At 63.2% G+C, this 22,725-nt stretch carries 27 protein-coding genes and 1 tRNA gene; 12 read left to right on the forward strand and 16 right to left on the reverse strand.

Features of this window, described 5'->3' with window-relative positions; all coding sequences use genetic code 11:
- Positions 1-34: 34 nt before the first annotated feature.
- From AC2FNY_RS05205 to AC2FNY_RS05230, 6 genes are all read right to left on the reverse strand, one after another.
- Positions 35-1,168: a response regulator gene (locus AC2FNY_RS05205; protein WP_496801832.1), complete on the reverse strand. Its 1,134-nt coding sequence runs from the start codon at positions 1,166-1,168 to the stop codon at positions 35-37.
- A gap of 624 nt (positions 1,169-1,792) precedes the next feature.
- Positions 1,793-2,131 (reverse strand): hypothetical protein, encoded by a 339-nt coding sequence (locus AC2FNY_RS05210; protein WP_496801833.1) that lies wholly within the window; start codon positions 2,129-2,131, stop codon positions 1,793-1,795.
- Positions 2,132-2,554: 423 nt separating this feature from the next.
- Entirely contained in the window at positions 2,555-3,319 is a 765-nt protein-coding gene (locus tag AC2FNY_RS05215) for a DUF4145 domain-containing protein (RefSeq protein WP_496801834.1), read from the reverse strand.
- A gap of 2 nt (positions 3,320-3,321) precedes the next feature.
- Complete coding sequence (gene uvrB, locus AC2FNY_RS05220; protein ID WP_496801835.1) at positions 3,322-5,520, reverse strand: excinuclease ABC subunit UvrB; 2,199 nt, start codon at positions 5,518-5,520, stop codon at positions 3,322-3,324.
- An 84-nt stretch (positions 5,521-5,604) separates the two neighbouring features.
- Entirely contained in the window at positions 5,605-6,990 is a 1,386-nt protein-coding gene (locus tag AC2FNY_RS05225) for an alpha/beta fold hydrolase (RefSeq protein WP_496801836.1), read from the reverse strand.
- A gap of 43 nt (positions 6,991-7,033) precedes the next feature.
- A complete protein-coding gene (locus AC2FNY_RS05230) occupies positions 7,034-7,525 on the reverse strand; it encodes a MarR family winged helix-turn-helix transcriptional regulator (protein ID WP_496801837.1) in 492 nt (163 codons plus the stop codon).
- A gap of 85 nt (positions 7,526-7,610) precedes the next feature.
- Here AC2FNY_RS05230 and AC2FNY_RS05235 point away from each other — a divergent pair, with 85 nt between their 5' ends.
- From AC2FNY_RS05235 to AC2FNY_RS05260, 6 genes are all read left to right on the forward strand, one after another.
- Entirely contained in the window at positions 7,611-8,306 is a 696-nt protein-coding gene (locus tag AC2FNY_RS05235; protein ID WP_496801838.1) for a glutathione S-transferase family protein, read from the forward strand.
- A gap of 27 nt (positions 8,307-8,333) precedes the next feature.
- Positions 8,334-10,016, forward strand: coding sequence for an adenylate/guanylate cyclase domain-containing protein (locus AC2FNY_RS05240; RefSeq protein WP_496801839.1), 1,683 nt, complete (start codon positions 8,334-8,336; stop codon positions 10,014-10,016).
- Between the two features lie 226 nt (positions 10,017-10,242).
- On the forward strand, positions 10,243-10,449 hold the full coding sequence (locus AC2FNY_RS05245) for a cold-shock protein (RefSeq protein WP_234165693.1): 207 nt from the start codon (positions 10,243-10,245) through the stop codon (positions 10,447-10,449).
- 455 nt (positions 10,450-10,904) lie between these two features.
- Entirely contained in the window at positions 10,905-11,216 is a 312-nt protein-coding gene (locus AC2FNY_RS05250) for an ETC complex I subunit (RefSeq protein WP_234137369.1), read from the forward strand.
- Between the two features lie 7 nt (positions 11,217-11,223).
- Positions 11,224-11,700: a GNAT family N-acetyltransferase gene (locus AC2FNY_RS05255; RefSeq protein ID WP_234137368.1), complete on the forward strand. Its 477-nt coding sequence runs from the start codon at positions 11,224-11,226 to the stop codon at positions 11,698-11,700.
- 35 nt (positions 11,701-11,735) lie between these two features.
- Positions 11,736-11,812: transfer RNA gene (locus tag AC2FNY_RS05260), tRNA-Arg, on the forward strand.
- Between the two features lie 59 nt (positions 11,813-11,871).
- Here the strand turns inward: AC2FNY_RS05260 and AC2FNY_RS05265 are convergent.
- A complete protein-coding gene (locus tag AC2FNY_RS05265; protein ID WP_234162759.1) occupies positions 11,872-12,123 on the reverse strand; it encodes a hypothetical protein in 252 nt (83 codons plus the stop codon).
- 176 nt (positions 12,124-12,299) lie between these two features.
- Between AC2FNY_RS05265 and AC2FNY_RS05270 the strand changes: the two genes are divergently transcribed.
- Positions 12,300-12,713 (forward strand): excalibur calcium-binding domain-containing protein, encoded by a 414-nt coding sequence (locus AC2FNY_RS05270; protein ID WP_496801840.1) that lies wholly within the window; start codon positions 12,300-12,302, stop codon positions 12,711-12,713.
- A 4-nt stretch (positions 12,714-12,717) separates the two neighbouring features.
- Here the strand turns inward: AC2FNY_RS05270 and AC2FNY_RS05275 are convergent, their stop codons facing one another.
- Entirely contained in the window at positions 12,718-13,860 is a 1,143-nt protein-coding gene (locus AC2FNY_RS05275) for an alpha-D-ribose 1-methylphosphonate 5-triphosphate diphosphatase (RefSeq protein ID WP_496801841.1), read from the reverse strand.
- 53 nt (positions 13,861-13,913) lie between these two features.
- Here AC2FNY_RS05275 and AC2FNY_RS05280 point away from each other — a divergent pair, with 53 nt between their 5' ends.
- Positions 13,914-14,597 carry a DUF1045 domain-containing protein gene (locus AC2FNY_RS05280; protein WP_238904098.1) on the forward strand — a complete coding sequence of 228 codons (684 nt, stop codon included), beginning with the start codon at positions 13,914-13,916 and terminating at the stop codon, positions 14,595-14,597.
- Here AC2FNY_RS05280 and AC2FNY_RS05285 read toward each other — a convergent pair.
- The 7 genes from AC2FNY_RS05285 to phnG all read right to left on the reverse strand — a co-directional run bounded on the left by AC2FNY_RS05285 (position 14,579) and on the right by phnG (position 19,964).
- Positions 14,579-15,127, reverse strand: a complete 549-nt coding sequence (locus tag AC2FNY_RS05285) for a ribose 1,5-bisphosphate phosphokinase PhnN (protein WP_496801842.1) — start codon at positions 15,125-15,127, stop codon at positions 14,579-14,581. The genes AC2FNY_RS05280 and AC2FNY_RS05285 overlap by 19 nt on opposite strands.
- Positions 15,124-15,807 (reverse strand): phosphonate C-P lyase system protein PhnL, encoded by a 684-nt coding sequence (gene phnL, locus AC2FNY_RS05290; protein ID WP_496801843.1) that lies wholly within the window; start codon positions 15,805-15,807, stop codon positions 15,124-15,126. Before phnL ends, AC2FNY_RS05285 begins: the two co-directional genes overlap by 4 nt.
- A 66-nt stretch (positions 15,808-15,873) precedes the next feature.
- The gene (gene phnK, locus AC2FNY_RS05295; RefSeq protein ID WP_496801844.1) at positions 15,874-16,644 is read right to left on the reverse strand and encodes a phosphonate C-P lyase system protein PhnK; all 771 of its coding nucleotides are present in this window, start codon (positions 16,642-16,644) and stop codon (positions 15,874-15,876) included.
- An 85-nt stretch (positions 16,645-16,729) separates the two neighbouring features.
- The gene (locus tag AC2FNY_RS05300) at positions 16,730-17,560 is read right to left on the reverse strand and encodes an alpha-D-ribose 1-methylphosphonate 5-phosphate C-P-lyase PhnJ (protein WP_496801845.1); all 831 of its coding nucleotides are present in this window, start codon (positions 17,558-17,560) and stop codon (positions 16,730-16,732) included.
- A 278-nt stretch (positions 17,561-17,838) separates the two neighbouring features.
- Positions 17,839-18,930 (reverse strand): carbon-phosphorus lyase complex subunit, encoded by a 1,092-nt coding sequence (locus AC2FNY_RS05305; RefSeq protein ID WP_496801846.1) that lies wholly within the window; start codon positions 18,928-18,930, stop codon positions 17,839-17,841.
- A 3-nt stretch (positions 18,931-18,933) separates the two neighbouring features.
- Positions 18,934-19,509: a phosphonate C-P lyase system protein PhnH gene (phnH, locus tag AC2FNY_RS05310; RefSeq protein ID WP_496801847.1), complete on the reverse strand. Its 576-nt coding sequence runs from the start codon at positions 19,507-19,509 to the stop codon at positions 18,934-18,936.
- Positions 19,509-19,964, reverse strand: coding sequence for a phosphonate C-P lyase system protein PhnG (phnG, locus tag AC2FNY_RS05315; protein ID WP_496801848.1), 456 nt, complete (start codon positions 19,962-19,964; stop codon positions 19,509-19,511). Before phnG ends, phnH begins: the two co-directional genes overlap by 1 nt.
- A gap of 103 nt (positions 19,965-20,067) precedes the next feature.
- On the opposite strand from phnG, the gene phnF reads away from it, so the two are divergent.
- From phnF to AC2FNY_RS05335, 4 genes are read left to right on the forward strand one after another with little or no spacing between them, the layout of a single operon-like run.
- Entirely contained in the window at positions 20,068-20,778 is a 711-nt protein-coding gene (gene phnF, locus AC2FNY_RS05320; RefSeq protein ID WP_496801849.1) for a phosphonate metabolism transcriptional regulator PhnF, read from the forward strand.
- A 57-nt stretch (positions 20,779-20,835) separates the two neighbouring features.
- Positions 20,836-21,627: a formate/nitrite transporter family protein gene (locus AC2FNY_RS05325; RefSeq protein WP_496801850.1), complete on the forward strand. Its 792-nt coding sequence runs from the start codon at positions 20,836-20,838 to the stop codon at positions 21,625-21,627.
- Positions 21,624-21,797, forward strand: coding sequence for a hypothetical protein (locus AC2FNY_RS05330; RefSeq protein ID WP_496801851.1), 174 nt, complete (start codon positions 21,624-21,626; stop codon positions 21,795-21,797). Before AC2FNY_RS05325 ends, AC2FNY_RS05330 begins: the two co-directional genes overlap by 4 nt.
- 24 nt (positions 21,798-21,821) lie before the next feature.
- Positions 21,822-22,106: a pyridoxamine 5-phosphate oxidase gene (locus AC2FNY_RS05335; protein ID WP_496801852.1), complete on the forward strand. Its 285-nt coding sequence runs from the start codon at positions 21,822-21,824 to the stop codon at positions 22,104-22,106.
- Here the strand turns inward: AC2FNY_RS05335 and AC2FNY_RS05340 are convergent.
- Positions 22,103-22,642, reverse strand: a complete 540-nt coding sequence (locus tag AC2FNY_RS05340) for an NYN domain-containing protein (protein WP_496801853.1) — start codon at positions 22,640-22,642, stop codon at positions 22,103-22,105. The genes AC2FNY_RS05335 and AC2FNY_RS05340 overlap by 4 nt on opposite strands.
- Between the last annotated feature and the right edge of the window lie 83 nt (positions 22,643-22,725).

Consider the following 22,725-nt stretch of genomic DNA (forward strand, 5'->3'; position numbering starts at 1 on the left):
CGGTGTTCCTAGTGCCATGGCGCCAAACCACGTTTCACTTCTGCGCCAGGTAACAGTCCTTTCCGAACAGTTCGAGCATGACACGTTCATAAACACGGCGGCGCTCCTTTTCCTGCTCCACCGGTTCAAAGTACTCGTCAGTCGCGACCGGCTTATCAGCGTCGTTACGTAGAGACAGTTCTCGGGCGTCGACGTTCGCAATTGCCTTGTTCAGCGCAGAGAATGCCCCTGCCTTTGACAGCGATCGCAGTGACACACGCTCTCCGACCAGCGCACGCAACCAGCCAGAGGCGCGGCGATTGCCCAGTATTGTCTGGAACACGTGGTTCAGTCGCTCCTCGCTCGGCAGCGCATTGGTCGCCTCCTTGCCATGTGTGACCAGCAGAAAAACACCGCTGCCTCTGTAGGAGAAAATAGCCTCTGCATCTTTTGTGGTTTTCTGAATTGCGGCGCCGATATCGGTAATCGCGCGCCGAAAATCCCCGCAGTTACTCAAGTCGAAATAGAACTCGGCATCTTGCAGTTTGACAGCGGTTGCCCAGGCATCGAACAGCCGACCGCGGGACAACTGCTCAATGTAGTTGTCAAACTCCACATATCTCAGGGCCCGGTTCAAACCTTCGATTGTCAGGGGATCTTCCAGATTGAACTGCTGGTTATAGTCGAGTTCTTCGCGCAGATGCTGCGCCGACTCCATGGTTTTTTGCGCCTTAAGACGCTCTTGAACCAATAGATGCGCCGAATTGATCCGGCTACGCAATTCGAGAAAATCGAAGGGTTTTGTCACATAGTCGGTGGCGCCTTCAAGGAAGGCTTCTTCGACGTATTTACGATCACTCATCGCCGTAAGCATGATCACTGGGGTTTCGGAGTATCGCGGAACGCTGCGGATCCGGCGCAACAGTTCGATGCCGTTCATGTTCGGCATCTGGATATCCAGCAGAAAACACTCGAAAGGAACCTCGGCCGACTCCACGAGCTTGAGAGCGCTCGCTGCGGAACTGGCCGCCGTGGCCTTGCAGTTTCCAAAAGAGTCCAACGCGGTCTTGAGTAGTTCAAGAATGCTCGGCTCGTCATCAACGATCAAAACCTTTAGAGCCCGCTGCTTCAGAGCGCGGAGTTCGAGCTTCTTTTGAAACTGATCTCTGCCAGGATTTGAATGTTTCATCAGTTGGCAACCGATAATTGTTGAGGTTTATTGAATATTTTTAGGTAACGACTGGGTCAAAACAGTGGCGCTTGCTAAGAAAAATCGAGAAAATGTGGCCAATGTTGGGAAATATTTGGGCGGCGGTTTCCATCCACCACCCAATACCCGAAAATCGCCCTGATTGTCTCCACTTCAGCCAGAAAAGCTCTCAAAGCAGTTGCTCCCCCAGACTCATTGTTCTGGTAGAGAATCGGGACACGCCTTTGTGCCAGCCTTGGAGCATTCATTGGCCATAGCGTCAAGCTCTTTGCCGCAAACGCAAAACAACTTTAGCCTGTTTCATGCCTTGTCCGGTCTTCGTAAAAACTGGCGCAACGCGATCAGTCATCGGTGACGACATCGGTTGGCGACCGACCGAGGAACTGCAAGCAATCAGATGCCAGGGCGAACAGTTCGGTGGGACAACAACTCATTTGCATTTGACACTCGAATACACCCGGCGTGCAGCGCCTGGTAGAGTGCCAGACACGCCGCGCCGCTCCACCCTCGAACTATGGGCAATCGGCCCATCGGTGCGGCGGTTGGCGTCAGATGAGAGGGCGGGATCGTGGGCAACATAACCCACCCTACGGTTGTTGCGGATCAGGTGACCCTGATCAACAGCACGACCGCAAGGACCGCGCAGGTCAGCCCGGCCATTTCGCGCAACCGTATGGGGTCACCATAGACCAGCGCCCCGACCGCGCAGAGCGCGACCAGGCTGAACATCGTGTAGGCCACACTGGCCTGCATGAGCGAGACATATCGCATGGACAGGAACCAGACGACCGCCGAGGCGACGTAGAGCGCGCTGGCAAGGCCGACCTCGGGCGAGGCGGTTTCGGCACCATTGACCGAAGCCTGTTTCAATATGACATCTGCGATGATGATGACGGTCGCGCAAATCAGAACAAGGCCGTAACCGGCGGCAATCTGTACCATGGAAACTCCTGACGGTAGAATTCGTCGAAAAATTCGGCCCCAGGGCCGGGAAATTGGAAATGCCTCAGTCTAACCGACAGAGGGGCAAGCCCAAAGTCCGGATTTCCCTGCTTTGCGGGACAGACAGGGACATGTCGGCGCCGTCAAACGGCGGTCGGTCGCCCAGATTGCGCGGGGGACACAATCGCTGTCGCCGATCCCTGCGGGATCGCCGGTGCCGAGGGCCAAGGCATTGCGCAGGGTGGCAAAAGCACCGGGCTGGCCCAGCGCGTCCCGGTCCCTGGCAAGGGCAAGGCCCCGCAGCAGGCAGAGGATCGGGGCAAGCAATCTCGTAGGGTGGGCAGTTTACCCACCCACGCAGCGGGTGGAGTCAATATTCGATGGTGGGATGGTGGGCAGGACTGCCCACCCTACGCTTGCTGGTCATATTCCCTTTTTCTTGTTTATCTTTTTTGCGGTCTTGGCAAGAGATGCACTCTTGGGGTCGAAAATGGCTTCCAGGCTGTACTCCAGGATTTCCATCGCATCCAACAAGTGAGATCGCTCAATCTGTTTAGCTCTGGCATTTGAGTGACTACCATCATTTCCGAGCCACTTTAACGCCATCAGGAGTTCACCAACTTGGTTATTCTTTTCCTTGAACGCCTGAATCCGACTGTGAAGGGGAATTATCTTGCGCTTCCCGTTGGATATTCTAAATCGCGCAACTTTTTCAATTGTCAACAATTCTTCAATGCAAACTCGAATCCTATTCAAGCAACTCGCTGCATCAACCCAAAAAAGATGGAAACTCGCCTCAACTAAAGCCCTAACATTGTCTGGGGTTTTCTCTGGGATAACAAAAATCGGTGGTGCATGACTAAACGAGCGTGGCACAAAGTATGTCAACCAAATCTGTTCCCACCCAGCGCCATTGTCCTGAATATCCCAATCGACCTCCGTTTCACCAGTGACAATAACAAAGTGCCTACAATCCTGGGATGAACAACACATAGTCCAGAAAAATGCGCCAGACACCCATTCGGGTTCCCATGCCTCATGGCGATGCGCATCTTCGGACCATCCGTGCTCAATATCTTTGGAGAGTTCATCCTGTTTGATCAAAGTGCCATTTTTGCATTTTGGACACGGCCAACTTGGTGCTTTGGCCCACGCTCGACGACTAAAAGCCTCTGCATTCTTCAACATAGTCACCGCCCCCTCCGCTTCACATTCCCGCCCCGCTGCCCAGGACGCCCGGCGGTGCTCCGCCCCTTGGACTTCACCGCCTCCTCTGATGCCTTCTCGACCGCCCATTGCCGGGCCATGGGGTCGTCTGACACCGCCAGATCGACCGCTTCGAGCCGCTTGACCTCGTCGCGTAGACGCGCGGCCTCTTCGAATTCGAGGTTCTCGGCGGCCTTGCGCATGTCGGCGCGCAGACCGTCCAGCACGGCCTCGAGGTTGCCGCCATGCAGCGGCTTGTCGATCTTGGCCGTCACGCGGGACATGTCGGTGTCGCCCTGGTAGAGGCCGGCCAGCACGTCCTCGACATTCTTTTTCACCGTCGCGGGGGTGATCCCGTGCGCCTCGTTGTAAGCGATCTGCTTGGCGCGGCGGCGGTCGGTCTCGCCCAATGCGCGTTCCATGCTGCCGGTGATGCGGTCGGCATACATGATGACGCGGCCATCGGCGTTGCGGGCGGCGCGGCCGATGGTCTGGATCAGCGAGGTTTCCGAGCGCAGGAAGCCTTCCTTGTCCGCGTCGAGAATGGCGACCAGGCCGCATTCGGGAATATCCAGCCCCTCGCGCAGCAGGTTGATGCCCACCAGCACGTCAAAGGCGCCCAGGCGCAGGTCACGCAGGATCTCGATCCGTTCGATCGTGTCGATGTCGGAATGCATGTAGCGCACGCGGATGCCCTGTTCGTGCAGGTATTCGGTCAGATCCTCGGCCATGCGTTTGGTCAGCGTGGTGACAAGGGTGCGATAGCCGTTGGCGGCCACCTTGCGCACCTCGTCCAGCAGGTCGTCGACCTGCATGCTGACGGGGCGGATTTCGACCTGCGGGTCGAGAAGACCGGTGGGGCGGATCACCTGTTCGGTAAAGACGCCGCCCGATTGCTCCATCTCCCAGGCGGCAGGGGTGGCCGAGACAAAGACCGATTGCGGACGCATGGCATCCCATTCCTCGAACTTGAGGGGGCGGTTGTCCATGCACGACGGCAGGCGGAAGCCGTGTTCGGCCAGCGTGAACTTGCGCCGGTAGTCGCCCCGGTACATGCCGCCGATCTGGGGGACCGAGACATGGGATTCGTCGGCGAAGACGATGGCATGGTCGGGGATGAATTCGAACAGCGTCGGCGGCGGCTCACCCGGCGCGCGCCCCGTGAGATAGCGCGAATAGTTCTCGATCCCGTTGCAGACGCCGGTGGCCTCGAGCATCTCCAGATCGAAATTGGTGCGTTGTTCGAGGCGTTGCGCCTCCAAGAGCTTGCCCTCGCCCACCAGCTGGTCGAGCCGCTGGCGCAGCTCTTTCTTGATACCGATGATGGCCTGCTGCATCGTCGGCTTGGGTGTCACGTAGTGCGAGTTGGCATAGACGCGGATCTGGTCGAACGTGTCGGTTTTCTGGCCGGTGAGGGGGTCGAACTCGGTGATCGCCTCCAGCTCCTCGCCGAAGAAGGAGAGTTTCCAGGCGCGGTCCTCGAGGTGGGCGGGCCAGATCTCAAGACTGTCGCCGCGCACCCGGAAGCTGCCCCGCTGGAACGCCTGATCGTTGCGGCGGTATTGCTGGCTTACCAGATCGGCGATGATGTGGCGCTGGTCGTATTCGCCGCCGACCTTGAGGTCCTGGGTCATGGCGCCATAGGTTTCGACCGAGCCGATACCGTAGATACAGGAGACCGAGGCGATGATGATCACATCGTCGCGTTCGAGCAGAGCCCGCGTGGCCGAGTGGCGCATGCGGTCGATCTGTTCGTTGATCTGGCTTTCCTTTTCTATGTAGGTGTCCGAGCGCGCCACATAGGCTTCGGGCTGGTAATAATCGTAATAGCTGACGAAGTATTCGACCGCGTTATCGGGGAAGAAGCCTTTGAATTCGCCATACAATTGCGCCGCCAGCGTCTTGTTGGGGGCCAGGATGATGGCGGGGCGCTGGGTTTCCTCGATCACCTTGGCCATGGTGAAGGTCTTGCCCGTACCGGTCGCGCCCAAGAGGACCTGGTTGCGCTCGCCCTCGTTGACACCCTGCGAGAGTTCCGCGATGGCGGTGGGCTGGTCGCCCGCCGGCTGGAACTCGGTCTGCATGACAAAGCGGCGGCCGCCTTCGAGCTTGGGGCGCGCCTTCACGTCCGGCGCGGGGGCATGCATCAGCGCCTCGGACTTGTCGGAATGGGCATAGGGCATCGGGGGGATTCCTTTCGCCCCCGATCTTGGTCCGTTTTTGTTCCGGTTCAAGGGGGTGTGGCGGGCTGATGCCGGAAACTGGCATCAGCCGGGCGCGGTCTCGTCGGGAATGGTGGAGAGAAAATCCTCGATCTCGCGCAGCGCCCTGGGCCATTCGGGGTCGTAATCGGGCATGGTGTTGTTGGCGGTATCGAGGTTGACAAAGCGCGCGTTGCGGATACCGGCGGCCAGGCGCTGGCCCTGGTCCCGGAAATGCAGCCGCTCGCGGTCGGAATGCAGCACCAGCGCGGGGCAGCAAATGTCGGGCAGCAGCGGTTCGATATCGACCACGTCGACGGAATCACCAACGCGCAGGTAATCCGCATGGGTCATCGCCATCTTGATGAAGCGGGCGTATCTGTCCTGATCCTGCGGGCTGGATTCGGGGAAGAAGGCCTGGGCAAACAGGTGCCGGCCCGAGGGATAGCCATCGTCCCAGTTGTCACGCACAAGCTCTCTCATCGCCTGCCCCAGCGCCAGGTCCTGCGGCCGGTTTCGTTTACCCAATCCCTTGACGAAACCGCTCATCAGGATCAGGCTGGATACCCGATCGGGGTGGCGTGCCGCAAAGGCCGCGGCGACCGCCGCCCCCAGCGATACGCCGAACACAGGTGCCCGTTCCAGGCCCGCTGCGTCGAACATCGCTTTCAGATCGTCGACAAAGCGGTCGAACGACACATCCTGAACGCCCCGGTCCGACAAGCCGTTGTTGCGCCCGTCGCACCGGATCAACCGATAGTGGTTGCTCAGATGAGGCAGCCACCCATCCATCGGGTTCTGCGTCCAGTCGTATTCCAGATGCTGCACCCAGTTGGGCGCCTTGACCAATGTCCGGCCCTTGCCGGTTTCGGTCCAGGCGATGCGGGTTCCGTCCCGCGAGGTGGCAAAGCGGATCACCTGCCGCGCGGATTGGCGCGCGCGTTCGGCTTGGTCATCTGCGCCCGACAGGTCGAGCGACAGGACTTCGAGCGGGGCAGAAAGCCCTTTGAGGCTCATAGCGCCTTCGGATTTCAGTGGAATGCCGACGGTGCCGCCCGCGATCTGTCGGGTCACGCGGCTGATGAGGCAGCCACCGGGCGAGGCGGCCGCCTGAAGCCGCGACGCGATGTTGACCGCGTCGCCGAATACATCCTCGCCATTGATGGTGACGTCGCCCACATGCACACCCGCGCGCAGCTGCACCGGCTTGCCAAGCATCGCCTTTTGAATTGCGTGCGCGGTGGCAATTGCCTCGGTCGCGGTGCCGAAGCGCACCAGCGCGCCATCACCCATCAGCTTGAAGATGCGGCCATTGCCGATCTTCACGCTTGGGCGGATGACCTGCTCGAAGATCTGGTTGAGTTCGGCCATCGTGGTGTCGGGGTTCGCGGCCATACGGGCAGTGAACCCCACCACGTCAAGCGAGAGTATGGCCGCGATCTGTCTTGCCATGTGGACGGGTCCCCGATCCGGCGCACCCTTGCACCAACTCGGATTAGGACGTGGAAGGGCCTGCCTGTCCAGTGTCTTGGTACGGCTCAGACGCGTCGCCGGGGCGGGTGAGCTTGCTCAGCAGTTCCGCCAGGCGGCGCGCCTCGCCCGGGGCAAGGTGATCGCCGATGGCCTCGTGCATGGCGGCGGCATAGACCGCCCACATGGCGGCGCGCACCCGCGCGCCTTCGGGCGTCAGCACCAGAACCTGCCCGCGTCCGTCCCCGTCACAGGCGCTGCGGGCCAGGTGCCCGGCGCGGGCCAGTCGGTCGACCAGCCGCGACACGCCATATTGCGGCAGCAGCAGCCGGTCCTGCAATTCGAAGGGTCGCAGGCCCTCGGGCCCGGCCTGTTCCAGCTCCCACAGGATGTCGTAACGGTCGAGCCCCGGCAGGCCCGCCGATTTCAACGCCGCCTCGACATGGGTCAGTATGGCCTTGTGCGCACGGGCCAACGGCAGCCAGACGGCAAAGGGATCGGGGGTGGGTTTGCTCATGTGGAGAAAGTAAATGCATGTGCATTGACTTTCAATCAAGAATATCCAGATCATCTACATGCAACTGCATCCACATGAGGTTCCCATGACCGACCTGCATCTGATCAGCCATCACCTGTGCCCCTATGTGCAGCGCGCGGTGATCGTGCTGAGCGAAAAGGCCATTGCCCACAAACGCAGCTATATCGACCTGTCGGACAAGCCCGACTGGTTCCGCGCCCTGTCGCCGCTGGGCCGTGTACCGGTGCTCGAAACCGGCGACAGGGTGCTGTTCGAAAGCCAGGTGATCGTCGAATACCTGGACGAAATCACCCCCGGTTCGCTGCATCCCGACGACCCGCTGGAGAAGGCGCGGCACCGGGCGTGGGTCGAATATGCCTCGGCCACGCTGGCCGAGATCGCGGGGTTCTATAACGCCTCCGATGCCCCGACCTTCGAGAGCCGCAGGCAGGCCCTGCGCGACCGGCTGGCGCGGGTGGCGCCCGAAGTGCAAGGTCCGTTTTTCGCGGGCGAGCGGTTTCACATGATCGACGGGGTCTGGGGTACGGTGTTCCGCTATCTCGACACGTTCGAGACGCTGGGCACGTTCGACCTGATGCCCGAGGACGAGGGCATGGCGCGCTGGCGCGCAGCGGTGGCAGCGCGCCCTTCGGTCCGGGATGCCCCGCCCGAGGGCTATCCAGCGCGGCTGTTGGCGTTTCTGCGGGCACGGCCCTCGCATCTGGGAGAGCTGGCACGGTCTACTGAGCCGAACACTTTACAGCAGGCCACGATCCCATAGACTTGAACGACACGACAAGGAGAGCCGATGCACAGCCAGCTTGCCGTCCTGATGTTCGCTGATATCGTCGGCTATTCCGCTATGATGGAGGCCGATCAGCAGCAGACGATCGACGCGGTCCGAGGCCTGCGAGTGGACATGCTGGAGCCTGTTGTCGCAGCCCATTCGGGCCGCGTTCTGAAACGCCTTGGCGACGGCTGGATCATCTCTTTCAGCAGCGTCGCCGCCTGCGTCGACTGCGCGATGAATATACAGAGAAAGCTCCAGGCCGGGACCCCGCTGAAACTGCGAATCGGCGCCCATATCGGTGAGATCGTCTCGGATGGCGAGGATTTCTATGGCTCGGGACTGAACATCGCGCAGCGGATCGAGGCCGAGGCACCCCCTGGCGGGCTGATGGTATCCGAAGACCTGTTCCGGCAATTGTCCGGCCCGCTGGCAAGTGACCTCAAGGATGCCGGTACGTTCCGGCTGAAAAACATCGCCCAGCCGGTGCGGCTGTATCAGTGGCGGCCCAAGCACAAGCGCAAGATCGACCCGGACCAGATCACTTCGATCGCGATAGCCGCCATCGAATACGCCCCGCTGGATGCCGAAACCGCCGCACTGGCGGGCGACCTGCACGATCAGCTGGTGATCCGCCTGTCCCGGCGGCAGGGTGTCGTCGTGCTGGACGCCGCGAACCGGCCTGTCGAGAACGCCACCTATGACCTGCGCAGCAGGCTGCGCGTCGCGGGCGGGCGCGGGCGGTTGAGCCTGTCACTGGTCCTGCGCTCCGAAGGGCGGCCGGTCTGGTCCGAAAGCTATGACCGCGAAACGGCCGACATTTTCGATTTCTGCGACGTGGTGCTGGAACGCGCCGAGGCCGATCTGCGCATCCAGACCAACGCCTTTGACGGCGACCGCCTGGCCCATATCCCCGAAGAGGAGCTGAGCGTCTCGGAACTGCGGGCGCGGGCGGCCAATGCCTATTACCGGCTGACCTACGAAGACTGGATCGACGGTCTGCGACTGATGAAACGCGCGATCCGGATGAACCCGCGCGACGGCGTGTCGCTGGCGATGCGCACCGAGGCCGAGATCATGACGCATTCCGCGCGCTACAGGCGCCTGTCCCAGGACCTGCTGACGGAACTGGCAGACGAGCTTGATACCGCGATCGAACAGAACCCCGGCAGCGACTATGTGTTCTGGACACGCGGTCTATATCGAATCAACTGCCTGTCGGATGTGGCGGGCGCGCGTGCCGATCTGATCCGAAGTCGCGACCTGAACCCGGCCTATGCCGAAAGTCACGAACTCGAAGCGCATATCCTGATGGTAGAGGGAGAGTTCGATCAGGCCGCAGAGAAGTTTGGACTGTTGCTGCAACGGCAGGTGCACAATCCGATGATCCCGTATCGACGCTTCTTGCGCGCGGCGGCCTATTATTGTGGCGGCCGCTATGATCTGGCCGCCGAGGATGCACGTCTTGCGGCGGATACCCGACCCAAGGAACGGGCGATGTATGTCCTGCGCGGGCTCGCCTTGCAGGCCGACGGCAAGACCGAGGCCGCCCAAAGCGTGTTCCAGCGCGCGGCGGGGCTTGCGCCACAGCCCAATATCTGCTCGCGCTGCCCCGTCCTACCGGCGTCACACCAACATCTGGCCGATGCGCTGGCGAGCGCGGTCCGTAGCCCACAGGGGCAACTGGACGGGTTGGAGACCTGAGGTCGCTTTCCACCCGACAAAACGCCGGTGTCCAGCGACGCCCCGAGATTCTTTTGCTGTTTCAGGCGAATTCCCTTGATTTGTGTGCCACAAGGGACCATGTCCAGCATGCTACGTATTTCTATCTCGACCTACTGTTCTCCAATATGGCCACAGTCCTCGATTTCGAACTGACAGGCCGGGTTGCCGCATTCCGCGGGCAACGAAACATAATGGAGACATCACAATGGCCAATGGCACTGTGAAATGGTTCAACGCAACTAAAGGCTTCGGCTTCATCGCGCCCGAGGGCGGTTCCAAGGACGTGTTCGTGCACATCACCGCACTGGAACGCGCAGGCATCCGTTCGCTGGATGACGGTCAGGCCGTGACCTTTGACATGGAAGAAGGTCGCGACGGTCGCCAGAGCGCGACCAACCTGCAACTGGCCTAAGCCAGCGCAGGCAACGGGTGAACGCGACGCGTGTCACCGGTACCATGAAACTTAACGGAAAGCCCCCTGATTTGGGGGCTTTCTCGTTTTTTGGAACGGGAATTGGCCACGCAGCGCACCGACGGTCCGCCGGTTGAGCGACGCCCCGCTTTCCACACCTCTGCAAAACCAATTGTTCCTGGGCCGGGTCGGTCAGGACCAGCGGCACCAAACGGGCACGCCTGCCGATTGCCCGAACGAATTCATGCACCTTCCAACAGGTCCGGGGGCTTTGCCGCCTCGCTCAAACGCCCCGGCGCCTTTCCGCTGTACGGCCTGCCAGAGGGGACCCCGGGTGTGACGCCCGGCTCTGTGTTGGCCGCCGGCCCAAGGTGACGAGCGGTCGCGGAAAACCGCCTTGCCCGATGCCGCCGATCCGCGCATATAGGAACCAGCCGAAGACGACGGAGTACATGATGCGCGCACGGATCTACCAGCCCGCCCGGAATGCCATGACCTCGGGCATGGCCAAGACCCGCAAATGGGTTCTGGAATACGCCCCCGGTTCGGCACGTGAGGTCGATCCGCTGATGGGTTGGACCTCGTCCAGCGACACGCAGTCCCAGGTCCGGCTTCGGTTCGACACCAAGGAAGAGGCGCTGGATTACGCAAAGTCGCACGGGATCGAGGTTACTGTTACAGAGCCGCACAAGCGCAAGCCCAACCTGCGCGCACGCGGCTATGGCGAGAATTTCGCTACCGACCGGCGCGGCCCCTGGACCCACTGAGGGCGCTTTGTCCGAATTCACCATAGAGCGGGCCAGCCCATCCGCGCCCGAGGCGGCGGCGCTGATCGCGCGGCACGTGGCGTTGATGGCGTCTCAATCACCCGAGGAAAGCTGTCATGTGCTGGATGGCAGTGGACTGGACAGCCCCGACGTGGCGTTTTTCCTGCTGCGTCAGGCGGGCCCCGCAATTGGAATGGGCGCGCTCAAAACCCTGTCGGGCGGCGCGCTGGAGCTGAAATCGATGCATACCCTGGTCGAGGCGCGCGGCACGGGCGCGGGACGCGCAATGCTCGAATTCCTGCTCGACCATGCCCGCAACCAAGGCGCCTCCGGCATCTATCTGGAAACCGGATCGACCGATGATTTCCTGCCGGCCCGGCGGCTTTATGAAACCTATGGTTTCGCCGAATGCGGCCCCTTCGAAGGGTATGCCGAGGATCCCTGGTCCACCTTCATGACCCTCGATCTGCGCGGGGCCGCTTGACCCCCCATGTTTGCGTGGCATAACAGGCGCCAAGTGGTCCCATAGCTCAACTGGATAGAGCAGCTGACTTCTAATCAGCAGGTTCGGGGTTCGAGTCCTCGTGGGATCGCCATCATTCCTTGGCGCGGATGTGTATCCCGAAGCGAGCAAGACCGCTTCGGGACAGGTTTCTCACTTGCGGTGAATGGCGTTGATCTTGGTGATTCCGTCCTCGCCCGCGCTTTCGAAAACGATATGGACTTCGTCCCCGGCGGCCAGATCCTCTGGAATCTCGTCAACGAATTCCAGCGACCAGATGGTCTTGTCCTCAAGAACGATCAGGCTATCGACCCGGTCGAAGGCGAGGATAGTACCGGTCACCTCGTCAGCCAGAACAGGGATCGCGGCGGATAGCAGGGTTGCAGCAAGGATAAGGCTGCGCATGGGGGTGCTCCTTTGAGCATGGGTTGAAACCAGGTGATAGATGTGGTGACGCAAGGCAGGGCACAAGTACGGAGCCATTGTTTATTGTTGCTATTATTTCAAGTACTTAGAATAACTTCCCGATCCTGACCTTTGCGCGCCATGCCGCCGCCATATTCAGGTGTCACGATCCACCCATGACCGAGTTGCAAGCCATCCGAGAGGCGCTCTATCCCGAGGTCTCGAAAAAGCAGACCCGGCGTCAGCGCCGGGCCGAACGCACCCGCGCAAAGGCGCTGTCGCCCCTGCGCATCCTGTTGTTGTTGGCCAGCCTGCCGGTGATCGCGGGATCGACGGCCTTTGGTGTCTACATTCGTACCAGCCCCTATCCGCCAGAACTGGCCTTGCGCCATATCGCTGCGCTGGCCGGGTGCGAAGTCGCGGCTCTCGCGGGTCTGCCAGAGGCGCGGCGCGGCGAACCTGGCTATCACCTGCGTAACGACGCGGATCTGGACGGTGTCGCCTGCGGCACCACGCTGGCCTCGGCCAGCATGGAGGCTCAGGTCCCTGTGCAGCACGCGCCCGGACAGGCGAAATTTGTCCGGCCCTGAGCGCTCAGGCCACCCGGCGCCCCTGCGACCAGACCGATTGCAACGCTGGCACCCCTTCGCGCATGCGGAACCGGATCAGATCGGCGCGTAGCCCCGGCGCGATCTCGCCCCTATCATCCAAGCCGACCGCACGCGCCGGTGCGCGTGTCACCGTGGCCAGGCCACGCGCCATGTCGCCCCAGCACTCACCCAGACGCAGCGCAGACAACAACAGGGCCGATGGCACGTAATCCGAGCTGAGAATGTCGAGCAGGCCGCGTTCGGCCAATTCCGACGCCGCCACATTGCCAGAATGCGACCCGCCCCGGATCAGGTTCGGCGCCCCCATGATCACCTTTATCCCATGTGCATGGCAGGCCTCGGCCGCCTCGATCGTGGTGGGAAACTCGGCCAGCCGGATGCCGTGACCGGCTGATACCGCCACCTGTTCGGGCGTGGTGTCGTCATGGCTGGCCAGCACCGAGCCCAGCCGCGCGGCTGCCTTGACCGTCTCGGCCTCGTGCCGGTTGCCATTGCGGTCGCGCAGCATTTTCAGATGGCTGACATGTTGCAGGAACGTGTCGTCGTCCATCGCATTCTTGCCCTTCATATAGGCTTCGAGCTTGGCCATGTCGCGGAATTGCCGATGGCCCGGCGTGTGATCCATCAGCGAAACCAGCCCGACCCGGTCCTCGGGCGTGAACTCGTCCAGTTCCTCGACCAGCGTTTCCGAACAGACCTCGGCCCGCAGATGCAGGAAATGGCTGATCTTCAGCACCTCCGCCTCGCGCAGTTGCCACAGCTCGCGCGACAGGCTGCGGGCGTATTTCAGATAGCGTCCGGCGCCCGAAGGGATCGAGCCAACCCGCATCGCGTCGAATACGGTGGTGATGCCGGTACCTGCCAGTTCCGCGTCATGCGCCAGGATGGCGGCGGCATGGGGCCAGTCGACCTTGGGGCGCGGCTGGATATGGCGCTCCAGATTGTCGGTATGCAGCTCCACCAACCCCGGCGCCAGCATATCGCCGCCGCAATCGACGGCCCCGGCGGGCACGCGCGCGCCCTGGTCGATCTCGGCGATGGTTCCATCCACCACCCGCAGACTGCCGGTTACGGTCTCGCCGGGCAGAACCAGCGTGGCATTGGCAAGGATCATTTCATCTGTCATCTGAACTTCATCTGGTTGGGGCATGGGTGAAGGCCACGACATAGGAGGCCAATGTGACATTCCTGCGATACGCGATCTATTTCCTGCCACCTGCGTCCGAGGCCTGGACAGGGTTCGGTGCCGCCTGGCTGGGTTGGGACGTCGAGACCGGGCAGGAACTGGCACATCCCGAGGGTACCGGTCTGGATGTGGCCGTCCTGACCGCGACGCCGCGCAAATATGGGCTGCATGCGACGATGAAACCACCGTTTCGCCTGGCCGAGGGGCAGGATGCCGATGCGCTGCACCGGGCCTGCGCGGCGCTGGCCGCCTGCCGCCCGGCGGTGATGCTGGCGGGGCTGGAAATCGCCCGGCTCGGCCGGTTCCTTGCCCTGCGCCCAGTGGGGGACCTGACCGAGTTGAACGCGCTGGCGGCGGCCTGCGTCACCGAGTTGGACCGCTTTCGCGCGCCCGCCACGCCGCAGGAGTTGGAGCGCCGCCGCGCCGCCCGGCTGACCCCGGCGCAAGACGCGCATCTGACCCGATGGGGTTATCCTTACGTGCTCGACCAGTTCCGTTTTCACATTACCCTCACCGGTCGGCTGGACGATGACTTGCTGGCGCGGGCACAGGCCCTGTTGCAGGACCGGCTCGGCCCCTTGCTGCCGGTGCCCTTCACCCTGGGTGATCTGGCGCTGGTGGGCGAGGCCGGTGATGGCCGGTTTTACCTGATCCATCGCTATGCACTTTCCCGCTGAAGATGGGCCAGAACCGCCTCGACGGTGTCGTCGAGCGGGCCTGAATTGTCGATCGTGATCACCCGGCGCAGCCCCGCGGGCAGGGCCATGTCGGCACGCCCCAGCCGCCGCGCCTGATCGGCCACATCCTCGCGCCCGCGCGCGGCCAGCCGCGCCGCCAGCACCTCGGGCCGGGCCGTCAGGGACAACACGGAAAAGGGGTGGAACACGCCCTGCGCTTGCAGAAGCACTGCGCGCGACAGGTTGACCAGCAGCGCCCTTGCGCCCGCACGCTCTTCATCCGAGGGCATCGGGACACCATAACTCAACCCATGTGCCTGCCAACTGAGGGCAAAGACACCACCCGCACGCTTCGCGTCGAAATCTTGCTGCGAAACGCCGGTGAACACCTCACCGCCCGCCTGGTCCGGCCGGGTGATCACCCGCCGGATCAGACGAAATCCCGGATCGCGCGCGGCAAGTGCGGCCATGACGCTGTCCTTGCCTACACCCGAAGGGCCCACCACAGCGATGACCGGCACCTGCTTCATGCCACTGCCTCTGGCGTAAAACCCGAGACATCGACCACCCGGTCGCACACCCGCGCCCGCGCTTCGATATCGTGAAAGATACCGACGATGGCCGCGCCGCGCACCTTGGCCTCCGCGATCAGCTCCAGAACCACCGCCCGGTTTTCCGCGTCCAGACTCGCTGTCGGCTCGTCCAGCAACAGTGCCGGATAGGCATGGGCAAAGCCGCGCGCGATGTTCACCCTCTGCTGCTCGCCCCCCGAAAAGGTGGTCGGGCTCAGCGACCAGAGCCGTTCGGGAATGTTGAGCCGCCTGAGCAGTGCCTCGGCCCGCGCCCGCGCCGCCTCGGGGTCCACGCCTAGCGCCAAAAGCGGTTCGGCCACCACCTCGACCGTCGGCACCCTTGGCACAACCCGCAGGAACTGGCTGACATAGCCCAGCACCTCACGCCTCAGCCGCAGGATCTCGCGCGGCTCGGCCCGGGCGACGTCCAGCCCGCCCACAAGGACAGAACCCGAGGCCGCCAAGTAATTGCCATAAATGACCCGCATCAGGGTCGATTTACCCGCCCCCGACGCACCGGTCAGCGCCACACATTCGCCTGGCGCCACATGCAAAGAGGCCCCCTCCATCACCCGGATCACCGCGCCGCCCTGATTGTGCAGCGTGAAACTCTTGCTCACGTCACGGATGTCGATCATCCCAAATCCCTTTCATTTCGCCCCAAATACTCCGGGGGAGCGCCAAAGGCGCGGGGGCAGCGCCCGTCATACCTGCAACACGCTCGACACCAACAGTTGCGTATAGCCATGCTGCGGATCGTCGAGCACCTGATCGGTCAGCCCGCTCTCGACCACGTGCCCGTCCTTCATCACCATCAACCGGTCGGCCAACAGTCGCACCACTGCCAGATCATGGGTGACGATGATGGCGCTCAGCCCCATCCGCCGCACCAGCCCGCGTAAAAGGTCCAGAAGCCGTGCCTGCACGCTCACGTCGAGCCCGCCGGTGGGCTCGTCCATGAACACCAGTCGCGGCCCGGTCACCAGGTTGCGCGCGATCTGCAAGCGTTGCTGCATGCCGCCGGAAAAGGCCGAAGGCCGGTCGTCGATCCGGGCGCCATCGATCTCGACACGATCCAGCCAGTCGAGCGCGGCCGCGCGGATACGGCCATAATGCCGGTCGCCCACCGCCATCAGCCGCTCACCAATGTTTCCCCCCGCCGAGACCGACATGCGTAGCCCGTCGCGGGCATGCTGATGGACAAAGGCCCAGTCGGTACGGCTCAGCATCCGGCGATCGGGTTCCGACATGGTGACCGTATCCACCGGCCCCATATGGCGGGTGTCAAAAATCACCCGCCCCGCATCGGGCGTCAGATGCCCCGCCAGACAGTTCAGCAAGGTCGACTTGCCCGACCCGCTTTCACCCACGATCCCCATCACCTCACCGGGATAGAGATCGAAACTCACATCCGCGCAGCCGATCCGCGCGCCATAGCGCTTCTCGATCCCCGCGACCCGCAACAAAGGGTTCATCCCTCACCTCCCGCGCCCAGGATTTCTCCGAAATCCTGTCCAAAAAATTTCGTCGAAATTTTTTCCCCCGTTCCGACCGATGCGCTCATGCCGCCGCCTCGCGGCGGGAACGGCAGTAATCGGTGTCGGAACAGACGAACATCCGCCCTCCGGCATCATCCATGATCACCTCGTCCAGATAGCTGTCCCCGGCGCCGCACAGGTCACATGGATGATCGGCCTTCATCGCCTCGAACGGGTAATCCTCGAAATCGAGGCTGACCACGCGGGTATAGGGCGGCACCGCATAGATGCGCTGCTCGCGCCCGGCGCCAAAGAGCTGGATCGCCGCCATCTCCATCTTCGGGTTGTCGAATTTCGGGATCGGCGAGGGGTCCATCACATAGCGATCGGCCACCCGCACCGGATAGGCATAGGCGGTCGAGATCGCGCCATGCTGGCTGATATCCTCGTAGAGTTTCACATGCATCAGCCCGTATTCCTGAAGGCTGTGCATCTTGCGGGTCTCGATCTCGCGCGGCTCCAGAAAGCGCAGCGGTTCGGGGATCGGCACCTGATAGACCAGGATCTGATCCTCGGTCAGCTCCGCCTCGGGGATGCGGTGGCGGGTCTGGATCACCGTCGCCTCCTGCGTCGCCTCGGTCGTCGCCACCCCGGCCGTGCGTTCAAAGAACTTGCGGATCGACACCGCGTTGGTGGTGTCGTCGGCGCCCTGGTCGATCACCTTCAGCCGGTCCTCGGGCGTCAGTGTCGCGGCCGAAACCTGCACGCCACCAGTGCCCCAGCCATAGGGCATCGGCATCTCGCGGCTGGCAAAGGGCACCTGGTATCCCGGCACCGCCAGCCCCTTGAGGACGGCGCGGCGGATCATCCGCTTGGTCTGTTCGTCGAGATAGGCGAAGTTATAGTCAGACATTCAGGACCCCGCCTTCTGAAAGGAGACGCATTGGAGGACATGGTTTTCACAGCGATATTGCTGCTTGTTACGATTCTGATCTGCTGGATAGATGTGGCGCGGAGGCGACGGCGGCGCGACACCCTTCGCCAAGACGGCAGCGGCGTTTGGATCTGGACCGAGTCTGACGGCCGCGAACACCGCTCGCATACCCATCCCGACGCCCCGGGCGGAGATTGGCATTCGTCCGATTTCGGCGGGGATTCCTTTGGCGGCGGAGACGGTGGAGGCGATTGAGATCATTCCGCCGCCTCCCGATGCGCGATGCGCTCTTCCGCCTCTCGGCGCAGTTTGCGGACCAGTTCCAATTCCGACTGGAAATCGACGTAGTGGGGCAGCTTGATATGCTCCAGGAACCCGGTGGCCTGGATATTGTCGCAATGGCTGAGCACAAATTCCTCGTCCTGCGCCGGCGCGCCCAGATTATCCTCGCCCAGCTCCTTCCACCTCAGGGCGCGGTCGACCAGCGCCATGGAGATTGCCTTGCGCTCGGACTGGCCGAACACCAGCCCATAGCCCCGGGTGAATTGCGGCGGTTCGGTCTTGGACCCCTTGAACTGGTTCACCGTCTCGCATTCGGTCAGTTCGACCTCGCCGATCTCGATGGCGAAGCCCAGTTCGGGAACCTCCATCTCGACCATGACCCGCCCGATGCGCAGCTCGCCGACAAAGGCGTGGTTGCGGGCGTATCCGCGCTGGGTGGAATAGGCCATCCCCAGCACAAACCCCTCGTCCCCGCGCGCGAGAGATTGCAGGCGCAGGGCGCGGTCGGCGGGAAACTCCAGCGGTTCGCGGGTCAGGTCGCGCGGCACGGCCTCGCTCTCGGGCTCGGGCTGGATCAGCCCCTCCTGCCCCAGGAACTCGGTGATATGGGGTGTCGGCTCGCGGCGCGGGGGCGCGCTTGGCGCGGGCGGCACCGCGCCCTCGGCGGCCAGTTTGAAATCCAACAGGCGATGTGTGTAGTCGAAGGTCGGCCCCAGAACCTGCCCGCCCGGCGCATCCTTGAACGTGGCCGAGATGCGCCGGTCGCAGGCCATCGCGCCGGTATCGACCGCGCGGCTCGCACCAAAGCGCGGCAGGGTGGTGCGATAGGCGCGGATCAGAAAGATCGCCTCGATCAGATCGCCACGCGCCTGCTTGATCGCCAGCGCGGCCAGGTCGGGGTCATAGAGCGAGCCCTCGGCCATCACCCGGTTGACCGCGAGGCTCAATTGTTCGCGGATCTGGGCAAGGGAGAGTTCGTCGACCGACGTATCGCCCCGCCGCTCCTCGGCCAGCCAGGCATGGGCGTTTTCGATGGCGCGCTCGCCCCCTTTGACGGCAACATACATGGCCTAGCCCTCCACGCGAATGGTGGTGCTGCGCGGCAGGGCCGCAACCCGGTCGCCGCAGGTGAAGAAGAAATCGCAACCCAGCGGGTAGAGAATCGCGTTGCCCTGCAACGCGTCCACATCCGGCAACAACAGGCGCGCCGTGTCGCGGATACCCGGACCACTGAGCACGGCTCCGCTGTTCTCCAATGCTTCGCATTCAACGATCAGCGTGGCCGAGCGGTCGGGATATTCCGGCGTGCCGATCCGGTATTGCGACAGCGGCATCAGCGCATCCCAGCTGCCCAGCGCGAAATCGGCCTCTGCCGCATCGACCAATGGCGCACCTGTGTGAAAGCTCAACCATTGGCGCACCGCGTCATTGTCCGCCGCCCCACCCAGATGCACCCGCGTTTCCGGGTCGCAAAGCGTCAGCAACAATGTGCCCGCCGCGACGGATAGGGGTGCGGGCGGCGCGGCGCCTGCGATCCTGCGAATGTCCCCCGGTCGCGCCATGGCAGTCATCGCGGCGCGAAAGGCATGCGCCGCGTCGACAGGCGCGTCGCGAAAGCCACCGGCATAAAGGCCCGATCCGTCCATCAATCCTCTCCCCTGACCAGCGTGAAGAATTCGACCTTGGTGGCGGCGGCCCGGGCGGCGCGGGTTTCGGCGCGCTCGGCCATCTGGGCCGCCAGTGGGTCCAGCACGCGTGCGCGGATCCGGTCGGCGGCCTCGGTCTGCATCAGCGCGTCGATCAGCGCCGCCGCCTCGGCCTTGGCCCGCGAGCGGCCCTGTACATAGGCATGACCCACCGTGCCATCGCTCAGCGCCAGCGCGCAGCGGGTTACGGTCATCTCGCCCAGGTTGAAGGGGGCGCCGGTACCACCGGCGCGACCCCGCACCATCACGCCACCGGTCTCGGGCGGGCGCAACCAGTCATAGGCGGGGCGCTCCTCGACCCGGTCCCACAGCGCCATCAGCGCCGCCTCGGGCGCGCGGGCCAGAAGGCCCATCCAGCCCTGCCGCGCCGCCGTGTCCTTTTCTTCATCCGCCATGAAAACCCCTTGGCCCGGTTGTCTACATTTCCTATACAACTAGACAAATATTAGCGGGTCACCGCCCATCCCGCAATCCACCCAACGATGAAGTTTTGATGACATGAGCCGCATCCCCGTCTGGAAGACCATCGCGCTGAGCCTGACCGAAGACATCGCCGAAGGCCGCTATGGCGAAGGCGACCAGCTGCCGACCGAGGCGCAGCTGGCCGCGACACATGGCGTCAACCGGCACACGGTGCGCCGGGCGCTGGCCGATCTGGCCGATCAGGGGCTGGTGCATGCGAGGCGCGGCGCGGGTGTCTTTGTCGCCGCCCGGCCCACCGACTACGCCATCGGCAAGCGGGTGCGGTTTCACAAGAACATCGCCGCCGGGGGCCGCATTCCGGGCAAACGTATCCTGACCCTGCTGACCCGTGCCGCCGATGCGGCCGAGGCCGAGGCGCTGAACCTGCCCGACGGCGCGCGCGTGCATGTCTATGACGGGTTGTCACTGGCCGATGGCCAGCCCATCGCCGTGTTCCAGAGCGTGTTTCCTGCCGCACGTTTCCCCGGGCTTCCCGAGGTGTTGACCGAAACGCGCTCGGTCACCGCCGCCCTGCAACGGCTGGGGGTCGCGGATTTCACCCGGATCTCGACCCGCCTGACCGCCAGGCCCGCCAACGCCACCCAGGCGCTGCACCTGCGTTTGAACGAGGGGGCGCCGCTGATGTTCTCGACAGGGATCAATGTCGATCCCGACGGGCAGCCTGTGGAATACGGTCGCACCTGGTTTGCCGGTGACCGGGTGACGCTGACCGTGGGCGAGGACTGAGCCGCCCTTTGATCGGCATCAATGTACAGGCAGCGCAACCATGGCTAGGGTGCCTACATGAGCGATACCAACCCCACCGGGCTAGATGCCTATAAACCCGCCGAAATTGCCCGCCTGGTGGAAAATGCAGGCGTGGCCAAGGCCGGGCTTGGCGCCGCCCAGACCCTGACGCTTGCGGTGCTGGCGGGGGTTTTCATCGGCTTTGGCGGCGCGGCCTATACGATGGTGATGACCGGCGCGGATGCGGGCTTAGGCCCGGCGCGATTCCTGGGCGGGGTGGTGTTCTCGCTGGGGCTGATCCTGGTCATCGTTGGCGGCGCCGAGCTGTTCACCGGCAATGCGCTGATGGTGATGGCAGCGGTGGACCGGCGGATCGCTCTGTCCGCCCTGTTGCGCAACTGGGGCCTGGTCTATCTGGGTAATCTGCTGGGCGCGGTCGGGCTGGCGCTGGCCTTTGGCCTTTCCGGCCTGCTGGACGGGCCGATGGGCGAGACCGCCCAGACCATCGCGCGCGGCAAGGCGGCACTGGAACCCGGCGCGGCCTTCATGCGCGGGGTGCTCTGCAATGCGCTGGTCTGCCTCGCGGTCTGGCTGACCTTTGCCGCGCGCACGGCGGCGGGCAAGATTCTGGCCATCCTCTGGCCGATCTCGGGGTTCGTCCTGCTGGGGCTGGAACACTCGGTGGCCAATATGTACCTGATCCCGCAGGGCATGCTGGCCGGGGCCGGGGTGACATTCGGCGCGGCGCTGTCGAACCTGCTCTGGGTCACACTGGGCAATATCCTCGGCGGGGCGGGCGGCGTGGCGCTGGCCTATCGCTTTGCCTATCTGCGCAAGAAGCCATCATGACCGACCCGTATCTGCCCGCCGATGCCGAAACCCGTGCCCAGGCCCGCGCCCTGATCGACACCGCGCGGCACGCCGCGCTGGCGGTGCTGAAACCGGGTAGCCTGACCCCTTCGATCAGCCGCATCGCGCTGGCCACCGATGCGCAAGGCATGCCCATCTCGCTGATTTAATCTCTTGCCGCCCATACCGCCGCTTTGGAGACGACCCCGGCTTGTGCCCTGCTGATCGGAGAGCCGGACGGCAAGGGTGACCCGCTGACCCATCCACGCCTGACCCTGCATTGCACCGCGCGACAGGTCTTACGCGGCACATCCGAGCACGATACCTTGCGGGCCCGCTATCTGGCCCTGAGACCCAAAGCGGGGCTTTATGCCGATTTCGGTGATTTCCGCTTTGTCCGTTTCGTCGTCACCGATGGCCTGCTGAACGCGGGTTTCGGCAGAGCGGTGCGGTTGAGCGCCAAAGATCTCGCGACCTAGGCCCGCTTGCGCTCAGGCTCCTCGGCGAAACGTAGCGACACGCCTTGATCCGAGGCGCTGCCACGCAGGAACAGGTCAGAGTCGGCGACCTGCGGATAGGTTTCGACCCAATCGCGGAACCGATCGTTGGTCACGATCCGGGCGCCCAGATCACCGGCCTGCTCGATCAGCAGCGGATCCGCAGGCGTCCCCTTGGGCGCCACATTGATCAAAGAGGCCGGATAGCGCAGCGCCCGCGACAGCTCGTGCGGGCCCATGTATTGTGATCCGACCAGATAGCCGACATTTGCATCGAACCACAAAAGCGGGGTCCAGCCATTGCGCACCAACCCTTCGACGCATAGGCGCACCGTCTGCAGGTTGGGTGTCTCTTCCCGCCAGTAGAGCACGTTCGAGCCGTCGATGATGATCCAGATTGGCGCTTTGCGCAGTCTGAAACGCAGCACCAGAACGACCCCGATAACCACGCCCAGCGTCGCCGCCAGCAGCGCCGGCGTCAGTATCGAGCCAAAGGTCAGCAGGGACCATCCGAGCAAAAGAAGCGATGCGGCAAGAAGAGTGAGGGAGGCAATCATGAGGTGTATAGATTGCCCAATAGATCTCCTTTAGCAAGAAAATT

Source organism: Ruegeria sp. BHSC223, assembly GCF_059613025.1.